Source organism: Oerskovia sp. NPDC057915 (assembly GCF_042887685.1).
Lineage (GTDB): Bacteria > Actinomycetota > Actinomycetes > Actinomycetales > Cellulomonadaceae > Oerskovia.
The window spans coordinates 201,964-223,476 of record NZ_JBHVOS010000003.1 but is presented as its reverse complement, the minus strand read 5'-3'; the positions used below and the strand labels follow the sequence as shown (position 1 = coordinate 223,476).

The 21,513-nt window shown below is 73.2% G+C and carries 21 protein-coding genes and 1 riboswitch; of the genes, 10 read left to right on the top strand and 11 right to left on the bottom strand.

Features of this window, described 5'->3' with window-relative positions:
- Window positions 1-52 precede the first annotated feature (52 nt).
- Window positions 53-1,204, top strand: coding sequence for a PrsW family glutamic-type intramembrane protease (locus ACFVQ3_RS03520; protein WP_387635112.1), 1,152 nt, complete (start codon window positions 53-55; stop codon window positions 1,202-1,204).
- A gap of 223 nt (window positions 1,205-1,427) precedes the next feature.
- Here ACFVQ3_RS03520 and ACFVQ3_RS03515 read toward each other — a convergent pair whose 3' ends face one another.
- A complete protein-coding gene (locus tag ACFVQ3_RS03515) occupies window positions 1,428-1,850 on the bottom strand; it encodes a hypothetical protein (protein WP_387635109.1) in 423 nt (140 codons plus the stop codon).
- Window positions 1,851-2,045: 195 nt separating this feature from the next.
- Here ACFVQ3_RS03515 and ACFVQ3_RS03510 point away from each other — a divergent pair, with 195 nt between their 5' ends.
- A complete protein-coding gene (locus ACFVQ3_RS03510) occupies window positions 2,046-2,630 on the top strand; it encodes an AAA family ATPase (protein WP_387635107.1) in 585 nt (194 codons plus the stop codon).
- On the opposite strand, the gene ACFVQ3_RS03505 is transcribed toward ACFVQ3_RS03510, so the two are convergent.
- From ACFVQ3_RS03505 to ACFVQ3_RS03480, 6 genes are all read right to left on the bottom strand, one after another.
- A complete protein-coding gene (locus tag ACFVQ3_RS03505; RefSeq protein WP_387635104.1) occupies window positions 2,599-3,027 on the bottom strand; it encodes a (deoxy)nucleoside triphosphate pyrophosphohydrolase in 429 nt (142 codons plus the stop codon). The genes ACFVQ3_RS03510 and ACFVQ3_RS03505 overlap by 32 nt on opposite strands.
- 172 nt (window positions 3,028-3,199) lie before the next feature.
- Entirely contained in the window at window positions 3,200-3,442 is a 243-nt protein-coding gene (locus ACFVQ3_RS03500) for a LuxR C-terminal-related transcriptional regulator (RefSeq protein ID WP_387635102.1), read from the bottom strand.
- A 382-nt stretch (window positions 3,443-3,824) separates the two neighbouring features.
- Window positions 3,825-4,196 carry a glycine cleavage system protein GcvH gene (gene gcvH / locus ACFVQ3_RS03495; protein ID WP_387635099.1) on the bottom strand — a complete coding sequence of 124 codons (372 nt, stop codon included), beginning with the start codon at window positions 4,194-4,196 and terminating at the stop codon, window positions 3,825-3,827.
- Between the two features lie 70 nt (window positions 4,197-4,266).
- Window positions 4,267-5,442, bottom strand: a complete 1,176-nt coding sequence (gene gcvT, locus ACFVQ3_RS03490; RefSeq protein ID WP_387635097.1) for a glycine cleavage system aminomethyltransferase GcvT — start codon at window positions 5,440-5,442, stop codon at window positions 4,267-4,269.
- 126 nt (window positions 5,443-5,568) lie between these two features.
- Window positions 5,569-8,469: an aminomethyl-transferring glycine dehydrogenase gene (gene gcvP, locus ACFVQ3_RS03485; RefSeq protein WP_387635094.1), complete on the bottom strand. Its 2,901-nt coding sequence runs from the start codon at window positions 8,467-8,469 to the stop codon at window positions 5,569-5,571.
- A gap of 209 nt (window positions 8,470-8,678) precedes the next feature.
- Window positions 8,679-8,779, bottom strand: a riboswitch (glycine riboswitch).
- A gap of 28 nt (window positions 8,780-8,807) precedes the next feature.
- Window positions 8,808-10,286 carry a lactate dehydrogenase gene (locus tag ACFVQ3_RS03480; protein ID WP_387635092.1) on the bottom strand — a complete coding sequence of 493 codons (1,479 nt, stop codon included), beginning with the start codon at window positions 10,284-10,286 and terminating at the stop codon, window positions 8,808-8,810.
- 177 nt (window positions 10,287-10,463) lie between these two features.
- Between ACFVQ3_RS03480 and ACFVQ3_RS03475 the strand changes: the two genes are divergently transcribed.
- Both ACFVQ3_RS03475 and ACFVQ3_RS03470 read left to right on the top strand, forming a co-directional pair.
- Window positions 10,464-11,168, top strand: a complete 705-nt coding sequence (locus ACFVQ3_RS03475) for a hypothetical protein (RefSeq protein WP_387635089.1) — start codon at window positions 10,464-10,466, stop codon at window positions 11,166-11,168.
- Window positions 11,169-11,330: 162 nt separating this feature from the next.
- A complete protein-coding gene (locus ACFVQ3_RS03470) occupies window positions 11,331-11,531 on the top strand; it encodes a hypothetical protein (protein ID WP_387635086.1) in 201 nt (66 codons plus the stop codon).
- Between the two features lie 11 nt (window positions 11,532-11,542).
- On the opposite strand, the gene ACFVQ3_RS03465 is transcribed toward ACFVQ3_RS03470, so the two are convergent.
- The gene (locus ACFVQ3_RS03465) at window positions 11,543-12,448 is read right to left on the bottom strand and encodes a LysR family transcriptional regulator (protein ID WP_387635083.1); all 906 of its coding nucleotides are present in this window, start codon (window positions 12,446-12,448) and stop codon (window positions 11,543-11,545) included.
- A gap of 195 nt (window positions 12,449-12,643) precedes the next feature.
- Here ACFVQ3_RS03465 and ACFVQ3_RS03460 point away from each other — a divergent pair, with 195 nt between their 5' ends.
- Complete coding sequence (locus ACFVQ3_RS03460) at window positions 12,644-12,985, top strand: hypothetical protein (protein WP_387635080.1); 342 nt, start codon at window positions 12,644-12,646, stop codon at window positions 12,983-12,985.
- Between the two features lie 7 nt (window positions 12,986-12,992).
- On the opposite strand, the gene ACFVQ3_RS03455 is transcribed toward ACFVQ3_RS03460, so the two are convergent.
- The gene (locus ACFVQ3_RS03455; protein WP_387635078.1) at window positions 12,993-14,186 is read right to left on the bottom strand and encodes a pyridoxal phosphate-dependent aminotransferase; all 1,194 of its coding nucleotides are present in this window, start codon (window positions 14,184-14,186) and stop codon (window positions 12,993-12,995) included.
- Window positions 14,187-14,369: 183 nt separating this feature from the next.
- Between ACFVQ3_RS03455 and ACFVQ3_RS03450 the strand changes: the two genes are divergently transcribed.
- Together ACFVQ3_RS03450 and ACFVQ3_RS03445 are read left to right on the top strand one after the other, a co-directional pair.
- The gene (locus tag ACFVQ3_RS03450; RefSeq protein ID WP_387635076.1) at window positions 14,370-14,681 is read left to right on the top strand and encodes an STAS domain-containing protein; all 312 of its coding nucleotides are present in this window, start codon (window positions 14,370-14,372) and stop codon (window positions 14,679-14,681) included.
- 89 nt (window positions 14,682-14,770) lie between these two features.
- Entirely contained in the window at window positions 14,771-15,241 is a 471-nt protein-coding gene (locus tag ACFVQ3_RS03445; protein ID WP_387635073.1) for an ATP-binding protein, read from the top strand.
- Window positions 15,242-15,289: 48 nt separating this feature from the next.
- On the opposite strand, the gene ACFVQ3_RS03440 is transcribed toward ACFVQ3_RS03445, so the two are convergent.
- Window positions 15,290-17,647, bottom strand: coding sequence for a SpoIIE family protein phosphatase (locus ACFVQ3_RS03440; protein WP_387635070.1), 2,358 nt, complete (start codon window positions 17,645-17,647; stop codon window positions 15,290-15,292).
- Between the two features lie 186 nt (window positions 17,648-17,833).
- On the opposite strand from ACFVQ3_RS03440, the gene ACFVQ3_RS03435 reads away from it, so the two are divergent.
- Both ACFVQ3_RS03435 and ACFVQ3_RS03430 read left to right on the top strand, forming a co-directional pair.
- The gene (locus tag ACFVQ3_RS03435; protein ID WP_387635068.1) at window positions 17,834-18,520 is read left to right on the top strand and encodes a DUF1992 domain-containing protein; all 687 of its coding nucleotides are present in this window, start codon (window positions 17,834-17,836) and stop codon (window positions 18,518-18,520) included.
- Window positions 18,521-18,571: 51 nt separating this feature from the next.
- Window positions 18,572-19,798, top strand: a complete 1,227-nt coding sequence (locus ACFVQ3_RS03430; RefSeq protein WP_387635066.1) for an alpha/beta hydrolase — start codon at window positions 18,572-18,574, stop codon at window positions 19,796-19,798.
- Here the strand turns inward: ACFVQ3_RS03430 and ACFVQ3_RS03425 are convergent.
- Complete coding sequence (locus ACFVQ3_RS03425; RefSeq protein WP_387635158.1) at window positions 19,789-20,292, bottom strand: low molecular weight protein-tyrosine-phosphatase; 504 nt, start codon at window positions 20,290-20,292, stop codon at window positions 19,789-19,791. The genes ACFVQ3_RS03430 and ACFVQ3_RS03425 overlap by 10 nt on opposite strands.
- Before the next feature lie 264 nt (window positions 20,293-20,556).
- On the opposite strand from ACFVQ3_RS03425, the gene ACFVQ3_RS03420 reads away from it, so the two are divergent.
- Window positions 20,557-21,468, top strand: coding sequence for an SDR family oxidoreductase (locus ACFVQ3_RS03420; RefSeq protein ID WP_387635063.1), 912 nt, complete (start codon window positions 20,557-20,559; stop codon window positions 21,466-21,468).
- Window positions 21,469-21,513 lie beyond the last annotated feature (45 nt).

Genomic DNA, 21,513 nt, shown 5'->3' with positions numbered 1-21,513 from the left:
GACGTGGACGGCGTGTCACGATTCCCCTGTCATCTTCACAAGAAACTCATGATTGGCTTCAGCCATGATGCTCAACATCCTCGGTGCGGTCCTGCTGATCGTCGGCCTGCTCGCCGCGTGGCGACTCGCCCCGCAGCGCCCCGACGTCCCTGCTGCGGGGTGGTTCCCCGACCCCGCGGCGAAGGCCCCGCGCAGCCGCCGATGGGACGGCCAGGCCTGGACGGCACAGGTGGCGGACGGTACCGAGCAGGCGAACCGTGGCCACCACTTCCGGGGGCGCTTCTGGGGACGCTGGGTCTGGATCCTCGCTGCTGCCGTCGTGGTGCTGGTGGTCGGGATCGTGGTCTACCAGACGACCGAGAACGTGCACGTCATGGCCGTCACGAGCTTCGTCGCCATGGCCCTCGTCTGCTGGGCGTTCTACGGTTTCGTCGAGCGGCAGCTCGCGCTGCGGGACGTCGTCGGGCTCGGTCAGATCGCCGCGGTGGCCGTCGGATCGGCCGGGGCGACCTTGCTCATCGCCCTGAACCTCAACAACCTGACGGGTTCGATCGGCGGGATCTCGCTCGCCACCGCGCTCGTCGGGTTCACCGAGGAGAGCGCCAAGCTGCTGGTCCCGATCGTCCTGTTCCTGCTCGGGACCTACCGCAACCCGCGAGCGGGCGTCGCGATCGGGCTCGCGGCAGGGTTCGGCTTCGCGATCGCCGAGACCACGCTCTACGCCTACGAGATCGCCGCCGCCTCGGGGCCGAACTTCTGCGGCACGGAGACCCCCGCCGTCACGACGGGGATGGTCGTCTCCGCACAGGTCGCCCGCATCTTCGGCGTCTCTCCGTTCCACTGGCTCTTCACGGGCATCGCGGTCGCGATCGCATGGCGAGCCTGGCACCTGTACGGGCGCAAGGGCACCCCCGCCGCGATCGGCGGGATCCTCCTCGTCATGGTCGTCCACTCGCTCAACGACACCTCGGCGACGCTCGGGTGCGACACCCCCGCTGTCCAGTCGTTGCTCGCCCTGGTGCGCTACGGCCTGGTCGTCGCGATGTACCTCGTGTTCAAGGCCTGGACCCGCAAGCACACGCCGCCGCAGATGATCGGCGCGGTCAGCACGGGCTGGACGCCCAAGCACCTCGGCGAGCAGAAGGTGTCGGCCGCCGAGACCTCGGCGCAGGGCACCCCCGCCCGCGAGCCTGCCGACGGCTGACCACTCCACGCGGTCACGCCGACGCCCCCGCCCCCTGCCCAGGGGTCGGGGGCGTCGGCCGTCCGGTCGGTCGTCCGGTCGGCCGGGTGTTCGTCCAGTCGGCCGTCCGGGCGGTCGCCCGGTCGCCGGGTCCGCAAGGTTCGGTCGCGTCCGCACGCGTCCCCACGTGTCCGCAAGCGTCTGGTCGGATCACCGCGGGCAGAGGCGGGGTGACGGCGCGTCGTCACCCCCGGAAGTATCGCCGCGACGCCCCGTTCCAGAGCAGCGCGAGCACCAGGAGCGCGACGACGATCGTCAGCACGGCGCCCGTCAGCTGGTGCGGCCCGAACCGGAGCAGCGAGTACACGCCGATCCCGATGCGGACGAGCATGACGAACGTGACCGCCATGAGCGCCCACCGTCCGCGGGTCTGGAGGCCGAGCGCGACGAGCGCGACGAGGACCCCGACCACGAGGCTCAGGAGCGCGAAGAACTGGATCTCGGCGCGGGTCGCGGCGAGCGCGTCGACGACGGCCGCATCCCCTGCGAGGAAGAACAGGGCCACGCTGCCGGCCATGTCGGTGACGGCGGCGATCCAGGTGAGCACGACCGCGACCGTGACGCTCGTGGGCCGTGCCGGGTTTCCCAGTCCGGTGAGGTCGCTCATGCGGGTCACCTCTCTGCAGGGGGCGTCGTGCGTGCACGAGGCCCGGTCGACCGGTCGGAGGTGAGCACCCGGCGCCCCGGTCCGACGTCTCGGCGCACCTCACACCCCTCCGTGATACCAGCGCCGGTCCAGGACCGCGCGGCGAGACCGGCCAGGAGGCGGGGGCCGCAGGTCGTCACCGGGTAGGGTCCCGGGGTGCACACCACCCTCGGCCCCCTGGACGACGTCGTCGCGCACCTCGGGCACAGCCCTCGCCGCGTCGTCGTGGCCGGGGTCTCGGGGGCCGGGAAGACGACCCTCGCGAGGCGGCTCGCCGCACGCCTCGACCTGCCGCACACCGAGATCGACGCGCTCTTCCACGGCCCGGGCTGGACTCCCCGGGCGACGTTCCTCGACGACGTGCGCGACGTCGTCGGGCAGGAGGGTTTCGTCGTCGAGTGGCAGTACCGCGCGGCACGTCAGCTGCTCCTCGACGAGGCCGACCTCGTCGTGTGGCTCGACCTGCCTGTGGCGACCACGATGCGTCAGGTCGTGACTCGTACGGTGAAGCGCGCGTGGACACGCGAGGTGCTGTGGAACGGCAACGTCGAACCGCCGCTGCGCACGGTCCTCTCGGACCCGGGGCACGTCGTCAGGTGGGCGTGGTCGACGCGCCACTCGCTGCGCGGCCTCCCGGCCGCGGTCGCACGTCAGGACTCACCGCCGACCCTCGTGCGGCTGGGCAGCAGGCGACAGGTCGAGACCTGGGTCAGACGGCTTCCTGCGCCACCCAGTCGCTGAGGGCGTCGACGATCCGGACGTCGCCGTCCAGCCAGTCGACGCTCCCCCACTCCCCGACGGGGAGCCAGGACAGCGCATCGTGCTCGACGAGCGGCTCGGGCTCCCCTGCGACGACGCGAGCGAGCCACAGCCGCATGACGTGGCGGTCCGTGATGTTCCAGCCCCCGTCGTCAGGTCCGACCAGCTCGTCACCGAGCTCGACCTGCACCCCCAGCTCCTCCCGGAGCTCGCGGTGCAGCCCGTCGACGGGCGTCTCCCCCGGATCGACCTTGCCCCCCGGGAACTCCCAGCGCCCCGCGAGCTCGACCGGCCGAGAACGGCGGGCGGCGAGCAGCAGGCGGGGGGTCGTGAGGTCGTCGACGACGGCGGCGGCCACCACGAGACGGCGGGAGATCATGTGCGCAGTGTTTCACGCCGACCATGACGGGACCTGGCCGGACCGTGGTCCGGCACGTCGCGCGCGGCCACGTGCGCCGGGCTTCCTGCCCACGGGCCAGGAAGCCCTTCGTCCCCTGCCGTACTCGCTGTCGCGCCCGCAGAACGGGCGGGCCCTCCCCCGAGAGCCGAGGTCAGCGGATACCCGCGTCCTTGGCCCACTGGACCGCCTCGGCACGAGTCGAGACGCCGAGCTTGCGGTAGAGGCTGCGCACCTGCGACTTCACGGTGTTGCGGGTGACGAACAGCTTGGTGGCGATCTGCTCCAAGGTGATGTCCTCGGAAAGGTTCGACAGCACGACCTGCTCACGGCGGGTGAGTGGTGCTGCGAGCTGGACGGCCGGCGTCTCTGTCCGGGCCAGTTCGATGATGCTCATGCTTCCTCCATGTGCTGACCGGTCTTCCCATCGCGTCATGGGTCGATCCGGTGAGGTGCTGCTACTGGGAGAGATGGGCGAACCCGCGATTCATGACGCGGATCTTCACCCTCAATCTCAGCGGTCTTTCACGAGAGGGTCCCCTCCAACGTGCTGCACAGTATCCACGCAGGTCAGATGCCAAAAATCCCGGCTCTGGCGACAACGGTCGATATCTCCGATGTGTCTCGGATCACCCCTAGGCCGTTGCGGAAAGAAATGTGATCCGCCTCACAGTCTGGCGCCACAGCATGCTGAGTGACAACCGGAGACGCCCGAGGGCCGCCCTGCGACGTCGTCGCGGAGCGGCCCTCGGGGGGAACCTCGGGAGGAAGCGAGAGGGTCAGCCGCCCACGAGCGCGCTGTACTCCTCGGCCGTGAGCACCGGACCGGTCTCGGTCACGTCGACCTTGAGGAGCCATCCCCCGGCGAAAGGCTCGGCGTTGACGAGCGACGGGTCGTCGATCGCGGCCTGGTTGACCTCGGCCACGGTCCCGGTGACCGGCGAGTACAGCTCGGAGACGGACTTGGTCGACTCGACCTCGCCGATCACCGCGCCCGCCGTGACGGTCGCTCCGACCTCGGGGAGCTCGAGGTAGACGATGTCACCGAGGGCCTCGGCGGCCGTGCTCGTGATGCCGACGACGGCGGGCGTCGAGGCGTCGAGCCACTCGTGCTCGGCGGTGTACTGCAGGTCGGCGGGGAAGTCTGCCATGAGGTGCTCCTGGTCTGCTGGTGGTAGGTCGAGGGTCGGGGGCGGGAGAGGACCGGGCCGTGCGCCCGGGTCAGGGGGTCTGAGGACGACGGTAGAACGGCATGGGCACGATCACCACCGGCTCCTCACGGCCGCGGACGTCGACCGCGAGCTCGGTGCCCTCGGCGCTGAACTCGGGCGTCACGTAGGCCATCGCGATCGGGTACCCGAGGGTCGGCGAGGGGGCGCCCGAGGTCACGACACCAATCTGCACGTCGGGCTCCTTGCCCGGGATCACGACTGCGTAGCCCGCGCGAGCGGGTCGCTTGCCCAGACCGCGGAGGCCCACGAGCACGCGCGCGGGCTGGGCGCCCTTACGCGACGCGAGGGCGGCGCGGCCCACGAAGTCGATCGGCTCTCCCTCGGCGTCGACCTTGTCGAGCTTCACGACGCGCCCCAGGCCTGCCTCGAAGGGCGTCGTGGTCGTGTCGAGCTCGTGGCCGTACAGCGGCATCCCGGCCTCGAGGCGCAGCGAGTCGCGCGCCGAGAGCCCGGCGGGGACCAGGCCGAGGGGCTCCCCCGCCGCCAGCACCTGCTGCCACAGCTCGCGGGCCTGCCCGGCAGGGACGAACAGCTCGAAGCCGTCCTCCCCCGTGTACCCCGTGCGGGCGACGAGGGCATCGATCCCGGCGACGCGGAGCTCGACCGAGGCGTAGTACTTCAGGTCTTTGACGACTTGTACATCGTCGGGCGTCACGAGCGAGCCGACGATCTCCTCCGCGCGCGGGCCCTGGACCGCGATCAGCGCGGTGTCCGCGGCCTGGTCCGTGACCGTGGCCTCGAAACCCTCGCTCCGTCGGACCAGCTCGGCGGTCACGAGCGGCGCGTTCCCGGCGTTGGCCACGACGAGGAACGTCTCCTCGCCCGTCCGGTAGACGACCAGGTCGTCGAGGACCGAGCCGTCCTCGGCGCAGATCATCGTGTAGCGCGCACGTCCCACGGCGACCGCCGTGAGGTTGCCGACGAGGGCGTGGTCCAGGGCGGCAGCCGCCTGCGGCCCGCTGACCTCGATCTCGCCCATGTGGGAGAGGTCGAACAGGCCCGCGGCCTCGCGTACCGCACGGTGCTCGGCCAGGTCGCTCGTGTAGCGCAGCGGCATCTGCCACCCGCCGAAGCTCGTGAGCGAGGCCCCCAGGGCGACGTGCTCGTCGTGGAGCGGGCTGAGGCGGTCGGCGGCCGGGGTGGTGTCCTGCACGGACTCCGTCATGGTGATCCTCTCTGCGGGGTGTCAGGACGAGGGCGACCTCTGCGTCACGCGCGTCCTGGCGGTCCTGGGGTGGGTCCGAGGTGTCGGAACCAGCGTGGCCGCGAGGCGACGCTGGTTCCGACGACCTCAGGAGTACGACTCGATCGGGGGGCAGGAGCACACGAGGTTGCGGTCGCCGCGCGCCCCGTCGATGCGCCGCACGGGCGGCCAGTACTTGCCCGACCGCAGCGTAGCGAGCGGGTAGGCCGCGACCTCGCGCGAGTACGGCCGGTCCCAGGAGTCCGAGACGACCGCGGCGGCCGTGTGCGGGGCCCCGCGCAGGGGCGACTCCTCGATGGCCCACGTACCGGCCGCGACCTCGTCGATCTCGGCCTTGATCGCGACCATCGCCGCGACGAACCGGTCGAGCTCGGCGAGGTCCTCGCTCTCGGTCGGCTCGACCATGAGCGTGCCCGCGACCGGGAAGGACAGCGTGGGCGCGTGGAACCCGTAGTCCATGAGGCGCTTGGCCACGTCCTCGGCCGTGACCCCGGTCTGCGCGGTGATCGGGCGCAGGTCGAGGATGCACTCGTGCGCGACCAGGCCCGCCTCGCCGGTGTAGAGCACGGGGAAGTGCTCGGTCAGGCGGCTGGCCAGGTAGTTCGCGGCGAGCACGGCGGTCTTGGTCGCGGCCTCCAGGCCGTCGGGCCCCATGAGCGCGACGTAGGCGTAGGAGATCGGCAGGATGCCGGCCGAGCCGAACGGTGCGGCCGAGACGGGAGCCGCTCCCTCGCCCGTGAGCGGGTTCCCGGGGAGGAACGGGACGAGGTGCTCGGCGACGGCGACGGGTCCGACGCCGGGGCCGCCACCGCCGTGCGGGATGCAGAACGTCTTGTGCAGGTTCAGGTGCGAGACGTCGCCCCCGAACTCGCCGGGCCGGGCGAGCCCGACGAGCGCGTTGAGGTTCGCCCCGTCGATGTACACCTGGCCACCGGCTTCGTGTACAAGATCGCAGACCTCGCGCACGTGCTCCTCGTAGACGCCGTGCGTCGAGGGGTAGGTGATCATGATCGCGGCCACCTGGGGACCGTGCTGGCCCAGCTTGGCACGCAGGTCGTCGAGCTGCACCTCACCCTTCTCGGACGTCGCCACGACCACGACGCGCATGCCGGCCAGGGCGGCCGACGCCGCGTTGGTGCCGTGCGCCGACGCGGGGATGAGGCACACGTCGCGCCCCTCCTGGCCGCGCGACCGGTGGTAGTCGCGGATCGCGAGCAGACCGGCGAACTCACCCTGCGAGCCCGCGTTGGGCTGCACCGAGACGCCCGCGTAACCCGTGATCTCGGTGAGCTGGCCCTGCAGACCGTCGATCAGCTCGGCGTAGCCCAGCGCCTGGTCGGCGGGCACGAACGGGTGCAGGTCCGCGAAGCCCGGCCAGGAGATCGCCTCCATCTCGGCGGTCGCGTTGAGCTTCATGGTGCACGAGCCCAGCGGGATCATGGTGCGGTCGAGCGCTAGGTCCTTGTCGGAGAGAGCGCGCAGGTAGCGCAGCATCGCGGTCTCGGAGCGGTGACGGCGGAACACCGGGTGGGTCAGGTACCCGGTGGTGCGCAGCAGTTCCTGGGGCAGCACGCTGCCGCCACCGACGAACCCGAGGTCCTGGCCGGCCGCGAAGACCTCGACGAGCGCGAGCACGTCGTCGGGCGTCGTGGTCTCGTCGCACGCAATCTGTACATGATCGGAGTCTGGGTTGTACACGTTGATGCCGGCGTCGGCGGCGGCCGCGACGAGCGACGCCGCACGACCCGGCACCACGGCGGCCACGGTGTCGAAGAAGACGTCGTGCCGGACCTCGACACCCGCGGCACGCAGCCCGTTCGCGAGCGCCACGGCCCGCGAGTGCACGCGCTCCGCGATCTCCTTGAGCCCGGCGGGCCCGTGGTAGACCGCGTACATCGACGCGACGATCGCGAGCAGCGCCTGGGCCGTGCAGATGTTGCTCGTCGCCTTCTCACGGCGGATGTGCTGCTCACGGGTCTGCAGGGCCAGGCGGTAGGCCTGGTCGCCGTCGGCGTCGACCGACACCCCGACCAGGCGGCCCGGGAGGGACCGCTCGAGGCCCTTGCGGACCGCCATGAACGCCGCGTGCGGGCCGCCGTAGAACAGCGGGACGCCGAAGCGCTGGGCCGAGCCCACCGCGACATCGGCGCCGAGCTCGCCGGGGGAGACGAGCAGCGTGAGAGCCAGGAGGTCGGCCGCGACCGTCACCAGGCCACCCTGCTCCTTGGTCTCGGCGACGAGCGGACGCAGGTCGCGGACAACGCCCGAGGCGCCGCTCTGCTGCAGCACCACGCCGATGAGCCTCTGGTCCGCCACCCCGGCCGCGACGAGCCCCGCCGTCACGCCCTCCGACAGGTCGACCACGACCACCGGCAGGCCGACCGACTCGGCCCGCGCCCGGGTCACCGCGATCGTCTGCGGGAACAGCTCGGAGTCCAGGGCGACGACGCCCGCCCCGCCCTTGGCCGCGCGCCACATGAGCGCGACGGCCTCGGCGACCGCGGTGGCCTCGTCGAGCAGGGACGCGTTGGCGACCTCGAGCCCCGTCAGGTCCAGCACCACGGTCTGGAAGTTGAGCAGCGCCTCGAGACGCCCCTGCGAGATCTCGGGCTGGTAGGGCGTGTACGCCGTGTACCAGGCCGGGGACTCGAGCACGTTGCGACGGATGACCGGGGGAGTGATGGTCCCGTAGTAGCCGAGCCCGATCATCTGGGTCTTGACGACGTTCTTGGCAGCGATGGCACGCAGGTCCGCGAGGACCTCGGACTCGGTGCGGGCCGCGGGCAGGTCGAGCGGACGGTCGGTCCGGATCGAGTCCGGGACCGCGGCGTCGATCAGCGCGTCGAGGGAGTCGTAGCCGAGCTCGGCGAGCATGGTCGCGATCTCGCCCGAGGGCGCCGCCGCAGGCTCGGCCGACACGGGGCGGGGCCCGAGGTGGCGGAACGGGAAGTGCGCGCGGTCGAACGCGTCGCTGGACTGCTGTGTCACGGAGGTCTCCGGGGGTCGGCGAGGAAGACGACGGCAGACCCTGGGGCCCACCCGTTCCTCCCCGCTCTGTCATCGGACGCGCAGCGTCGACCTGAGAGTTTTGCCGGTCCGCCATGGTCCTCGCGGACCCGGGGCGCGCCGGCTTGCACCGTCGGTAGGGGACCCCTCCGCCCGAGGGCGGTCGCGGAGTCACCGCTTTCCAGAGTTGCCTCGCCACCGCGGTACGTCGGCCTGAGAGATTCTCGGGGAGGAGTTGCTCCTTCGGCGCCGACCTCACCCTGAGGTGGCCGGGCTCTCCCGCAGTGGTTCGAGCAGCAGTATGTGGTTGTGGGCCCAGCCTAGCGCCCGCGGTCGCGCGGCGGTGCGGCCGTCTCGCGGGGAGCGCCGTGCACGACGACGGAGCGCACCGTCGCGAGCCGTCCCACGGCCCGCTCGAGCGCCCGGGCGCGACGTTCGCTGGCCCGGAAGCTCACGTGGATCGTGCCCGCGTCTCCGTCGCCCTCGACCTCCTCGGTCGCGAGGTGCTCGAAGCTCACGCCACGCGTCGAGAACACGCCCGTGAGACCGGTCAGGGTGCCCGCGCGGTGCAACCCCTCGACCTGGGCCACCCAGGAGGGTTCGGCCGCGTCGGGGCGGACGGCTTCCCCGGGTCCCTCGGAGGCGTCGGCCCCCGCAGCCCCGGCAGACCCCGCACGCTCCGCAGCGTCGGCAGCCCCGGCGGCCGCCGCGGCCGAGCCGCCCGGCCCTCCCTCCACACCTGCCGTCCGCAGCGCCGAGCCCACGGCCGCCGCCGCTCCGCGCAGGCGGTGCGTCTCGTCGTCGGGCAGGGAGTCCAGGAGGACGCGCGTCCATCCCTCCGGGCCCAGCACGATCGGGACGCCCAGGACGCCGCGCTGCGGCTCGCCCGCGAGCGCCACCTCGTCGTCGAGGGCGACCTGCCCGGCGACGACGATCTCTCGCCCGTCGAGCACGACCTCGACGAGGTCGACCGTCGCGGACGCCGTGGCGGTCGCGGTCTTGGCGCCGCTCTGGTGCGTCATCCAGGGGCGCGCGACGACTCGCAGGTCGGCGGGCCAGGTGTCGATCAGGCGGTAGGCGGCGCCGATGTCGGTGGCCGCGACCTCGACGAGCTCTGCCTTCGCGGCGGCGATCTCGTCCGGGAACCCGTCGAGCGTGCGCCCGCGCCGCAGGAGGCGCACGGCCCGGTCGCGCTCGGCGAGGTCGTGCCCGCTGAGACGGACGGTCGACCAGAGCGGTACCGCGTCCTCGCCGTGCTGGCCTCCGACGAAGCCGCCGATGCGGTGCCGTCGGACGCCCAGCTCGACGGCGATCTCGCGCCGGAAGCGCAGCGTGTCGAGCCAGGCTCCCATCCCGACGACGCGTCGCGCGCCCAGCGCCCGGGCCATGACGGCGACGCCGACCTCGACGGGGTTGGACACCACGATCACGACCTCGTGCCCCGAGCCCTGCCGTGCGATCGCGTCGGCGTACTCGGCGAAGACCTCGCGGTTGGCGACGGCGAGCCCGGTCCGGTCGAGCGAGGCGCCCGAGCGGGCGGGCGTCGTCGCCCCGGCCGCGACGACGACCACGTCGGCGACGACGTCGGCGGGGGAGTGGGCCACGTCGATGAGCGGGGCGTGCTCGTCGTAGGCGTCGACGAGGTCCGCGCGCAGCCCGTGGACCGCGCGCCCCGACGCGCCGCCGGGCCGGCCCACGAGCTGCAGCCGGGAGGTCGTGGGCAGGACGCGCCGTTCGACGAGCTGCGTGACGACCTGCCGCCCGACGTCACCGGTCGCTCCGAGCACCGCTACGTCCATCCGAGCAGGCTACGTCCGGAAAGTCCGCTCCGCAGGCAGGGCGCTCGACCGGGACCGGGCCTGGGCGTGCCCGACGGTGCAGGCCGCTTCCGCCGACCAGGGCGAGACCCTCGGCAGCGCGAGAGAGCCCCGGGCAGCGCGGAGAAGCAGGCCAAGGACGGTCCCGGCGCATAGGAGGTGGAAAACCGACGTGTCCTCCTGGCGGGCACGCCCGAGATCGAGGAGGTGCGCTCGGTGACGAGCCCCGAGAATCGCCGCACGGGGTTCTTGCTGATTGCGGCCACGATCGTGATGTTCACGCTGCTCGCGCTGCTCGAGGGGTGTGTCGGGGACGACCGCGGGAACACGGCGGGCCCGGCCGACGGGTCGTCCGTGGCCGAGGCGGCAGCCGCGTCCCCCCCACCCGAGGAGCTGGCCGTCACCACGGGAGAGACGATCGCCGTGGAGGACGTCGGCAGGCTTCCCGCGGGCAAGCGCGCCTTCGTCCTGCCCGACGAGACACGGGTCGTCGTCACGAGCGCCGAACCCCTGCCCGAACGCGTCCGCGCGTGGGTGCAGGGGCAGGTGGACGGGACCGTCCAGGACCCGGGCGTCCCGGGGCAGATCACGACGAACCGCAGCCTGATCGTCGACACCGCGCAGGGGATCGCCCGGAAGGTCGGTCTCCAGACCGGCAAGCAGATCGTCTTCGTCTACCCGCTCGTCGGGTCCTGCCCCGCAGGGACCCCACCGATCCTCGGGTGGGCGCACACCTCGATCACGTTGTACGACGCGTTCGACTGCGACGTGCTGCCGACCAAGGAGGAGGCCGAGGAGCGGGTCGCCGCGACCGTCGCGGCCCAGAAGGACCCGGAGCGCTACCAGGTCTTCGTCCGTGAGTAGCGGCCACACGATCTCCACGAGTCTCGCCACGCTCCCGCCCACGTCCGAGGGCGCGCCTCCGTCGCGTCGCGCGCGAGCCGGGCAGGATGAGTTGCTCACCTCGTCGCGTGCCCGCGCCGGGGACCACCACGAGCGCCCGAGGGGGCTTCACCCAGCATGGACATGACGTCGCAGGACAAGCAGCCCCGAACGACCGCCTACGTCCCTCGGCACCTCGCCTCGCCGGCCGCTCCGGCCCGGGTCGCCGACCTGCCTGCGGACCCTCGGTCGATGCGCTGGGACCGGTCGGCGGTCACTCTCACCCGGGTGCTGGACGAGCTGTCGGTGCTCGACGACGGGAGCCTGTCGCTCGGGAGGCGCTGAGCGGTCCCCGCTCAGCCCAGCTCGATCGCCGCGGCCGCCGCGACCATCTCGTCGATGACCGCGTTCACGACGGGCCGGGGCTCGTGCCGGGTGGCCCGGTGTCGCGCGACGAGCCGCCGCGACCCGAGACCCGGGAGCGGGACGACCGTGACGCCGTCGGGCATCTCGCCCTGGACGGCGAGCGCGGGGAGCATCGCGACGCCCTGCCCGGCCGCGACGAGCGCGAGGGCCACGTCGAAGTCGTAGTACGAGTGACGTGTGCGCAGGGTCGTGCCGAGCGTGCGCGAGAGGCGACGCAGGGCGCGGGCCGCGGCGGTCGTGGGTTCGGGGCCGAGCCAGACGGCGTCGCGCACGTCGTCGAGACGCGCGGGCGTGGGGAACGTCGCGGGGACGACGACGCGCCACGGCTCGTCGAGCAGCGGGACCTCGCGCATGCCGCGCGGCGCGGGGGAGTCCGCGTCCTCGTCGCGCTCCAGGAGGACGACGTCCAGGTCACCGCTGCGCAGGAGCCGCAGGGCCTCTGCGGGCTCGAGCTCCTGGACGTCGAGCTCGACGCCGGGGTAGCGCGACTCGAGCGTCGCGAACGTGGGCCCGACGACCGCGCGGATCGCCGTCTGGAACGACCCGACCGACACCGTCCCCGTCATCTCCTCGCTCATCGCGACGATGGCCTTGCGGGCCTCGACCATCTCGGACTCGATGCGTTCGGCGGCCTCGGCGAGGATGCGGCCGGCGGGCGTCAGGGTCACGCCACGTGGCCCGCGGTCGAGGACCTGGACCTTCTCCTCGGCCTCCAGACGTGCTATTTGCTGAGACACGGCCGAGGGGGTCACGTGCAGCAGGTCGGCGGCCGCCAGGACACCTCCGGACCGGTGCACGGCAAGCAGGAAACCAAGTCTTCGTGGGTCCGTGGCCATGTAGAGATGCTAAACGGCCACGTCAGAGTTCTTCAATTGTGCTGAATGATTTTGGGGGCCACACTGGTGACGTGGCGCCGGCCGGTCCTCCTCAAAAGGGGCTGGCGCCCACAATCCACCTGGTTGCTGCAGCGTCGCAGCTCCCACCAGGTCCCCCCTCCCCGATCCCTTCGTTACCCCTGCCCGGAGACCGCCATGTCCGCTTCCCCCGCCCTCGTCGACCTGGTCGTGACCCCGCTCGGATGGGTCGGCGCGATCGCGGCCGTCACGGCGTACGCGATGGTCACACGCGGTCGCTGGTCGGGGGACTCGCTGCGGTTCCAGCTCACGAACTTCGTGGGCGCGGGTCTCATGTGCCTGGTCGCGGCGGTCAACGGCGTGTGGCCCTCGGCGGTCGCGAACGTGGTGTGGATCGTCATCGGCGGTCAGGCCATCGTGGTCCTCGTCAAGGCCCGACGGCGCCGCGCGACCGAGGCCGTCGTCGTCCCTCTCGAGGTGCCTGCCGCCCACGCACGCACCGTCGACCTGGCCGCCTGACCGTTCCTCACGCCCGCCGGTAGCCCGCCGCCCGCCACGCGACGATCCGGTCCACGGCCTCGGCCACGACCTCCGGCGCGGCCGCGAAGGACAGCCGGACCCACTCGTGGCCGCGCACGCCGTCGAAGTCCGTGCCCGGGGTGAGCGCGACCCCCGTGTCGGCGAGGAGCCGCTCGCACCACGTGACGGAGTCCAGCCCCGACCCCGCGACGTTCGCGTACACGTAGAACGCTCCGTCGGCCGGGGCGACCGGGTCCCACCCCAGGTCGGTGAGCCGGTCGAGCACGAGCGCGCGCGAGTCCGCGTACCGGGCGACGTTCGTCCGTGCGGCCGCGTACCCCTCGGGGGACAGCGCCGCGACGCCCGCGTGCTGCGCGAGGGCGGGCGGGCTCAGCGCGATGTTGCCCGCGAGCGCGTCGACCGGGGCCACGAGGTCCTCGGGCAGCACGAGCCACCCGAGCCGCCACCCGGTCATGGCCCAGTACTTGGAGAACGAGTTCACGACGACCGCGCCGCCGTCGAGGTACTGGGCCGCGGTCGCCGTCTCGCCGGCCTCCGACGCGGGGTCCGCGTAGACGATGCCGTGATAGATCTCGTCGCTGATCAGGCGGACGTCGTGGTCGGTGCACCACGCCGCGAGGTCGGCGAGGTCGGCCGGCGGGATCATCGTCCCGGTCGGGTTCGCGGGGCTCGCGACGACGAGCCCGTCGAGGCCGCCCCCGTAGTACGCCTCCATGAGCTGGGAGACGGTGGGCTGGTAGCGGGTCTCGGGGCCGCAGTCGAGCTCGACGACCTCGCACCCCAGCGCCGCGAGGATGTTCCGGTACGCGGGGTACCCGGGGCGAGCCAGCGCGACACGGTCGCCGGCGTCGAACGCGGCGAGGAACGCGAGCATGAACCCGCCCGACGACCCCGTCGTGATCGCGACCCGCGCCGGGTCGACGACCACGCCGTACGTCCGCTCGTAGTGCTCGGCGACCGCCTGGCGCAGCGCGGGCACGCCCAGGGCCTCGGTGTACCCGAGGTCGCCCGACTCGAGCAGCTCGATCGCCCGGCGCCGCACGACGTCGGACGCCCCCGTCGACGGCTCCCCGGCGCACAGGTTGAGGATCGACTCGCCCGCGTCCCGCCGGGCGTTGGCCGCGGCCAGGACCTCCATGACGGCGAACGGGGGGACGTGCGACCTGCGCGAGACCTTCATGAGCCCATCATGCCCGGGATTCCGGGGCTCACGGGCTCGGTGAGCACCGGGTGAACTGTGCAGGTCCGGTGACGGGGCGAGTCCCACAAGGAAACCGGGCGGGAAGTTCCGTAACCTGGCACGAGTCCCGGTCGCCCAGCGCGGCCGGGAGGACGTTCAGGTCAACCGATCGAGAGGCGAGCAGTGCCGGAGCACACGACGCAAGGGGGAGTCCGGATCGACGACTCCGGACCTCGATGGACGATGTGGGGCGAGGTCGACGCCGCGGTCCAGGACCGTTCCGAGGACGACCTCGTCCGTTCCCTCCAGCGCGCGGACGGCCCTGTGACGATCGACCTGGCCGACGTCACCTTCATGGACTCGGGCGGCCTGCGGCTGCTGTACCTGTCCCTCCTGGCCGGTGGCGAGGCCCCGGTCCTGGTCGGTGTCCCTGAGCGCATCAAGGACCTGCTGGAGATCAGCGGCGTCCTCGCGCAGTTCACGATCGTCGACTGACCCCTTTCCGGCGCACCGGCCACCACCCCTGGCCGCACGGTCGTGCCCGACCCACCCGCACATCCCACCGGACCCATCGGAGGAACCTCTTGGACACCTCGATCGCCTCGTCCCGTCCGCCCGAGAACTTCCACGTGGTCCGCGTCTGGCAGCTCGACTCGATCGACGAGCTCTCGACGTTGCGCACCTCGCTCCACCTCGAGCTGACGGGGCGCCCGCTCGCTCCCGACGGCGCCCTCGCCGAGGTACCCGAGAAGATCGTGCTCGTCGCGAGCGAGCTCGCGACCAACGCACTGCGCCACGGGCGCCCGCCGACGACTGTCCAGCTCCTGACCGACGGCGAGGAGTACATCGTCGACGTGATCGACCAGGACACGAGCCGTGCCCCCGTGGTCGCGGCGCCGCGCCTGCCGGGCGACGGCGGCTTCGGGCTCGTGCTCGCGCAGCGGATCGCCCTGGACGTGGGCTGGTTCGTCGCGGACGGCAAGCACGTCTGGGCGCGGCTCGGAGTGCCGCGCGACGCGGTGGCTCCACCGCTGCCTGTCGCAGCGGTCCCCTGACCGCTCGCTCCCGCTGAGGGCCGGTCTGCGCGAGGCGCAGGTCGGCCCTCAGTCGTCGGTGACGGTGCCGGTGGTCGTGCCGCCGGCCGTGCCGGCCGTGCCGGTGGCCTCGCCGGCCGGGCCGCCGGCCTCGTCGGTGGCCCGACGGCGCAGCACCAGCAGCGTCGCGTCGTCCTCCGACGCGGGGTCCCGGGTCTCGCGCAGCACGGCGTCGACGTCGCCCACGTGCTCGGCGAACGTCCCGGCGAGCCGCCGCAGCCCCACCTTGAGCGACTCGTCACGGCGCTCGAAGAGCCCGTCGCTGTAGAGCACGAGGGCACCGCCGGGCGGGATCGACGTGGTCCCGGGCTCGAACCGCAGCGCACCCAGCCCGAGCGGCGGACCGCCCAGCAGACGGCCCCACACGACGCCCTCGCCGGGCACGAGGAAGAACGGGGGCGGATGACCCGCCGTCACGTACTCGACCGAGCCCTCGTCGAGGTCGACGACCGCGACGACGAGCGTCGCGATCTGCCCCGGCATGGTCCATCGCACGGTCGCGGCGAGCTGCTCGACGGCCCCGCGCGCGGTCCCGGCCTGGACGAGCGCGGCGCGCAGCGTGTTGCGGAGCTGCCCCATCGAGGCCGCGGCCTGGAGCCCGTGGCCCGTGACGTCCCCGACGACGAGCCCGAGCGCGCCCGAGGGCAGGCGGAGCGCGTCGTACCAGTCACCGCCGACGAATCCGCCGCCGGCCGGCTCGTACCGTGCGGTCACGGTCCAGCCCGGGGTGTCGGGCAGCGACGCGGGGAGCAGGCTCCGCTGGAGGGCCTCGGCCGCGCGGACGTCCCGGCGCCCGGCCAGGTAGAGCGCCTCGACGAGGTGGCTGCGCAGCGCTCCCGCCGTCTCGACGGCCTCCTCGGCCCAGGGGTCGCTGTGACCGCTCACGACCTCGCGCCAGCGCTCGAACGACTTGCGGGGGCTGAGCCGGACCGTGTCGCCCTCGCTGCGCGCGATGGCCTTGTTGTGGGGGTCGCCGCCCCAGTCGACGCTCCGCAGCACCTCGTCACGCAGCCAGAGCACGACCTGGCCGTCGTTCAGGTGCACGCCCAGCACGCCCGCGACGTCGGGCAGGTGCGCCGCGACCTCGGGGGCGGCCACACGCAGCGAGTCGATCGCGAGGACCTCGTCGCCCGTGCCCGCGAGCCGGTCCGCGACCCACCCGGCGAGCAGGGCGACCCCCGCGTCGTCGGGCACGCGGCCGAGCGAGCCGGAGCGGCCCTCCGCGACGACCACGGCACCGTCGGCGCCCACGAGGTCGAGCAACCGCCGGTCGGCCGTGAGCGCCTCGACGAGCGTCGCGTCCTCGTCGCGGCTGTCGGCGACCAGGGCTGCGAGCAGGCGCGACGACGCGCGCGACGCGGCCAGGCGGTCCTCCTCGCTCTGCGCGACGAGCAGCACCGACAGAGCGGAGCCCAGGAACTCCGCGGCGGCACGCACCGCGTAGGGCGGGTGGTGCGGCCCAGAGTAGTGGTGGCACGCGATGAGGCCCCACAGCTTCCCGTCGCGCAGCAGCGAGATCGACATCGACGCACCCACGCCCATGTTCGCGAGGTACTCGAGGTGGATCGGGGAGACGCTGCGCAGCGTCGAGTACGTGAGGTCGAGCGGCTGCCCCGTGGTCGGGAGGGCGGTCGGGACGACGTCGCACGGCACGTAGCCCACGTCGTCGATCAGCCGGATCCAGTTCTTCTCGTACAGCGCGCGGGCCTGGCGCGGGATGTCGGTCGCCGGGTAGTGCAGGCCGTGGAACGAGTTGAGGTCCTCGCGCTTGGCCTCGGCGACGACCTCGCCGTTGTAGTCCGCGTCGAAGCGGTAGATCATCACGCGGTCGAAGCCCGTGAGCCGCCGCACGTGCTGCGCCGCGGTCCCGAACAGCGCGGGCAGCGTCCCGGCCCGGTCGAGGTCCGCGAGCGCCACGCGCACGGCCTGGTACGTGTTGGGGAAGCTGAGCGGTCGCACGACGGCGGGCTCGAGCTCGATCACGACGACGGGCTCGGCCCCGGCGGGCAGCGGTGGGCGGTGCAGGATCGCGTCGGTCTCGACGTCGCGGGTCGTCCCGGTGCGGATCTCGACGGGGTTGTGCGGGGCCAGGTCGGGGTGGAGCGCGACGTGCGCGAGGAGCCGGGCGCCGTCGTCGGGACCGAGTACCTGGGCCAGCGGGGCGCCGAGCACCTGCTCGACGTCGTGCCCCAGGACCTCGCGGACGTTGGTCGAGCACTGCACCACGTGCCCGTCGGACTCCCGCACCACGAGGAGCGCACCGCGGGGCTGGATGCGCCCGGGGACGTGGATGGGCTCTCGCGCGCAGTTCTCGAGGTCGACCGCCTCGGCGGGGCTGAGAAGCTCGTCGTCCGTGCGCTGGGTCATGTGCACTCCACCTCCCGCAGGGTGCGGGCCGTTCACGGCAGCGTGCTGCCGACCAGGTCCCGGCGGGCTTCATCACCGGGAACGAGCAGGCCCGTCCAGGAAAAGCACGAGCGGCCCAGCCTACATCGCCCGCGATCGGCGAGGATGGGAGCAGCACCCGTCCAGCGACGACCGTGGGAGGACCCGATGACCGAGGACGACCCGGTGCGCCGGGCCGCGCAGTACCGCGTGGACCGCGAGACCGCGCGCGAGACGGCCGAAGCGGCGGCCGAGGCGAGCACCCAGGAGCCCGCCGACGAGCCCCCCGCCGACGGCGACGGGCACGCGCGCCCGCGGCTCCCGCTCGAGAACCGCGGCCAGTGGGTCGACGAGCTCGTCCGCCAGGCCATGGCCCGCGGCGAGTTCGACGACCTGCCGCTCGCGGGCAAGCCCATCCCGGGCCTGAGCGCGCGCCACGACCCCGACTGGTGGCTCAAGAACCTCGTCGAGCGCGAGCAGATCACGGGCATCCTGCCGCCGGCGCAGCTGCGCGCCGACGACGCCCGGCTGCGCGACGAGCTCGACCGCCAGTTCTCCGAGGCATCGGTCCGGGAGGTCCTCGCGGAGTTCAACGCGCGCGTGGTCGACGCGCGGCGCCAGCTCCTGGGCGGTCCGCCCGTGGTCACCCCCGTGCGGGACGTCGAGGAGGAGGTGTCCCTCTGGCACGGACGACGGGCGGCCCGCAGCGCCGCGGCAGCGTCCTCCGGCCCGACGACGTCGCGCACCTCCCGGGACCGCCCGCCCCGGGCGAGCGACGGCTCGGGCGCGACGGGCGCCCGACGGTGGTGGCGCCGTCGGCGGGGCGGACCGGCCGACGGCACGGAGGCGACCTGACTCACCCGCTCCCGGCGAGCGCTCCCACGCAGCGGCTCCTACCCTCGGGACATGCCCGAACCCACCGCCCCGACCGCCGAGACGACGGGCTGGGTACCCGACGTCCTCGACGGGTTCGAGCAGCTCACCCTGCCCCTCGCCCCCGACGACGAGGGTGACGTCGTCGCGACGCTGGTGCGGCGCCGTCGGGCCACGGGCGACGCGGCCGGTGCCACGCTCCACGGAGGAGCGCGCCCCGCAGGCGTGCGCGACCGCGGGATCGACGTCCTGTACGTGCACGGCTGGTCCGACTACTTCTTCCAGACCGGGCTCGCAGACTTCTGGGAGGACCAGGGCGCGCGGTTCTTCGCGCTCGACCTGCGCAAGTACGGCCGCAGCCTGCGTCCGGGCCAGACCTCCGGCTTCGTGACCGAGCTCTCGACGTACGACGAGGACATCGAGGCCGCGCTCGCCGCGATGGGGCACGGCGTCCTGACGGCCGACCCCGTGATGCGCGAGCGCGGCCTCGTCCTCATGGGCCACTCCACGGGCGGCCTCACGCTGAGCCTGTGGACCGCGCGCAACCAGGCCCGCGTCGCGGGGCTCGTCCTCAACAGCCCGTGGCTCGAGTTCCAGGCGCGCGACATCGGGCGCAAGGTGCTGGCCCCCGCGATCGCGCTCCAGGCACGGCTCGACCCGCGCGTGCCCCTGCCCCAGGTCGACCTCGGCTTCTACACGCGCTCGGTGTCCAGGACGCTCGACGGCGAGTGGGACTACGACCTCACGTGGCGGCCCGTGCGCGGGTTCGTCGTGCACGGGGGCTGGCTCAACGCGGTCCTGCGCGGGCAGGCGGCGGTCGAGCTGGGGCTCGGGATCGCGGTGCCCGTGCTCGTGCTGCTGTCCACGAGCAGCACGCTCCTGCCTCGGTGGACCCCCGAGATGATGCACAGCGACACGGCTCTCGACGTCGTCGGCATCGCGCGGCGGTCGACCGACCTCGGGACCCTCGTCGTGCTCGCACGCATAGCGGGGGCGCTGCACGACGTCGTGCTCTCGGCCGCGCCCGTCCGGGCGGCGGCCTACGAGCAGATCGCGACGTGGGTGCACGGGTACGTGCCCGAGCCGGAGCCCGAGCCCGTGTCAGGGCCCGGGTCGGACGAGGCGGCGACCGGGGTCGGCGCGTGGGCACCGGTCCGGTGGGCACGCTCGACGGCGGGAGCCGTGGGCGCGAGCGTCCGCGGGTGGGCCGCCCGGGCGCGGGGGCCGCGCGGCTCCCGGGCGCGGAGCACTCAGGCCTGACGCCGCGCGAGCTCTCCGCGCACGAACTCGACCACGCCGTCCGCCGCGGCCTCGACCTGCGCCAGGCAGTCCTCGAAGTCCTGCATGCCGCCGTACCAGGGGTCGTCGATGTCGAGCAGGTGCTCGTCACGCTCGGCCCTCTCCGGCAGGACGACGGGCGCCGACGGGTCGAACGACCGGTACATGCGCACGTTCCCGTCGCCGTGCATCCGGCGCAGGGCGCGCGCGTGCTGCGACGTCATGGGCAGCACCAGGTCGCGGGACACGAGGTCGCTCGCGCGGACCTGGCGGGCGTGGTGGCCGTCTCCCGTGTCGTACCCGTGCTCGGCCAGGACGCGGCGCGCGCGACGGTCCACGGGGTTGCCGTGCTCCTCCGAGCTGATGCCCGTCGAGTCCACGACCACGCGCCCGCCCAGCCCGGCGGCCTCGAACCGGTCGCGCAGCACGATCTCCGCCATGGGCGAGCGGCAGATGTTGCCCGTGCAGACCGTCATCACGCGGTACGGGCCGTGGCCGGGGTCGGGGGTCGCGTCGTGGGGAGTCGTCACCCGACCAGTCTGCCCGAGCCAGGCGCAGGACCCCTCCGGCGCGACGGGACGGGTGCGCGTGCACGAGACGGGTGGTCCGAGACGGGTGCTCCCGCACGAGATGGGTGGCTCGGATCGGGGCCCGGGCGACCCGCCTCGGACGCACCGAACCGTCTCGCGGCCGCCGTCCGCCGTCGGGCACTTCCCGCGTGCCCGGCCTACCGTGGACGCATGACCATCAGGACGGACTCGGGGATCGTCGCGGTGACCGGCGCGAGCGGGCAGCTCGGATCGAAGCTCGCGCTGCGGCTCGCGGCCGAGGGGGCCGCCCAGCGCCTCGTCGTGCGGGACGCCTCCCGGACGCCGCGCCTGCCCGACGGCGACCCCCTGCCGGACTCCGAGGTCGCGGTCACCGCCGGGTACACCGACACCGAACGCATGGTCCGTGCCTTCCGCGGCGCCCGTTCGGTGTTCCTCGTCTCGGCGCGCGAGGCCCCCGACCGCGTCGCCGAGCACCGGGCAGCCGTGGACGCGGCCGTCGCCGCAGGCGTCGAGCGCATCGTCTACGTGTCGTTCGTGGGAGCCGCGCCCGAGGCCACCTTCACGTTCGCGCGCGACCACTGGCACACCGAGGAGTACATCAAGGGCACAGGCCTGAAGTACACGTTCCTGCGCGACAACCTCTACCACCAGGGCCTCGTCCACATGGTCGGCGACGACGGCGTCATCCGCGGCCCGGCCGGCGACGGGCGGCTCGCGTCGGTGTCGCACGACGACATCGCCGACGTCGCGACCGCGATCCTCCTCGACGAGCGTCCCCACGCGCACGACGGCACGACGTACGACGTGACCGGCCCCCAGGCGCTGACCCTCAGCGAGGTCGCGGACGTGCTCTCCGGCGTCACCGGCCGCTCCATCACCTACCACCCGGAGACGATCGAGGAGGCGTACTCGTCGCGCGCCGTCTACGCCGCGCCGCCGTTCGAGGTCGACGGCTGGGTCTCGTCCTACACCGCGATCGCGGCGGGCGAGATGGCGGGGGTGAGCGACGTCGTCGAACGCTTCGCCGGGCGCCCGGCGCAGAGCTTCGCCGAATGGCTCGACGACTACCCCGAGGAGTGGGACCGGCTCCTCCCGGCCTGACCGCACAGCCACGGGCCGCGCACCGCGGCGCCACGTCGAAGGAGC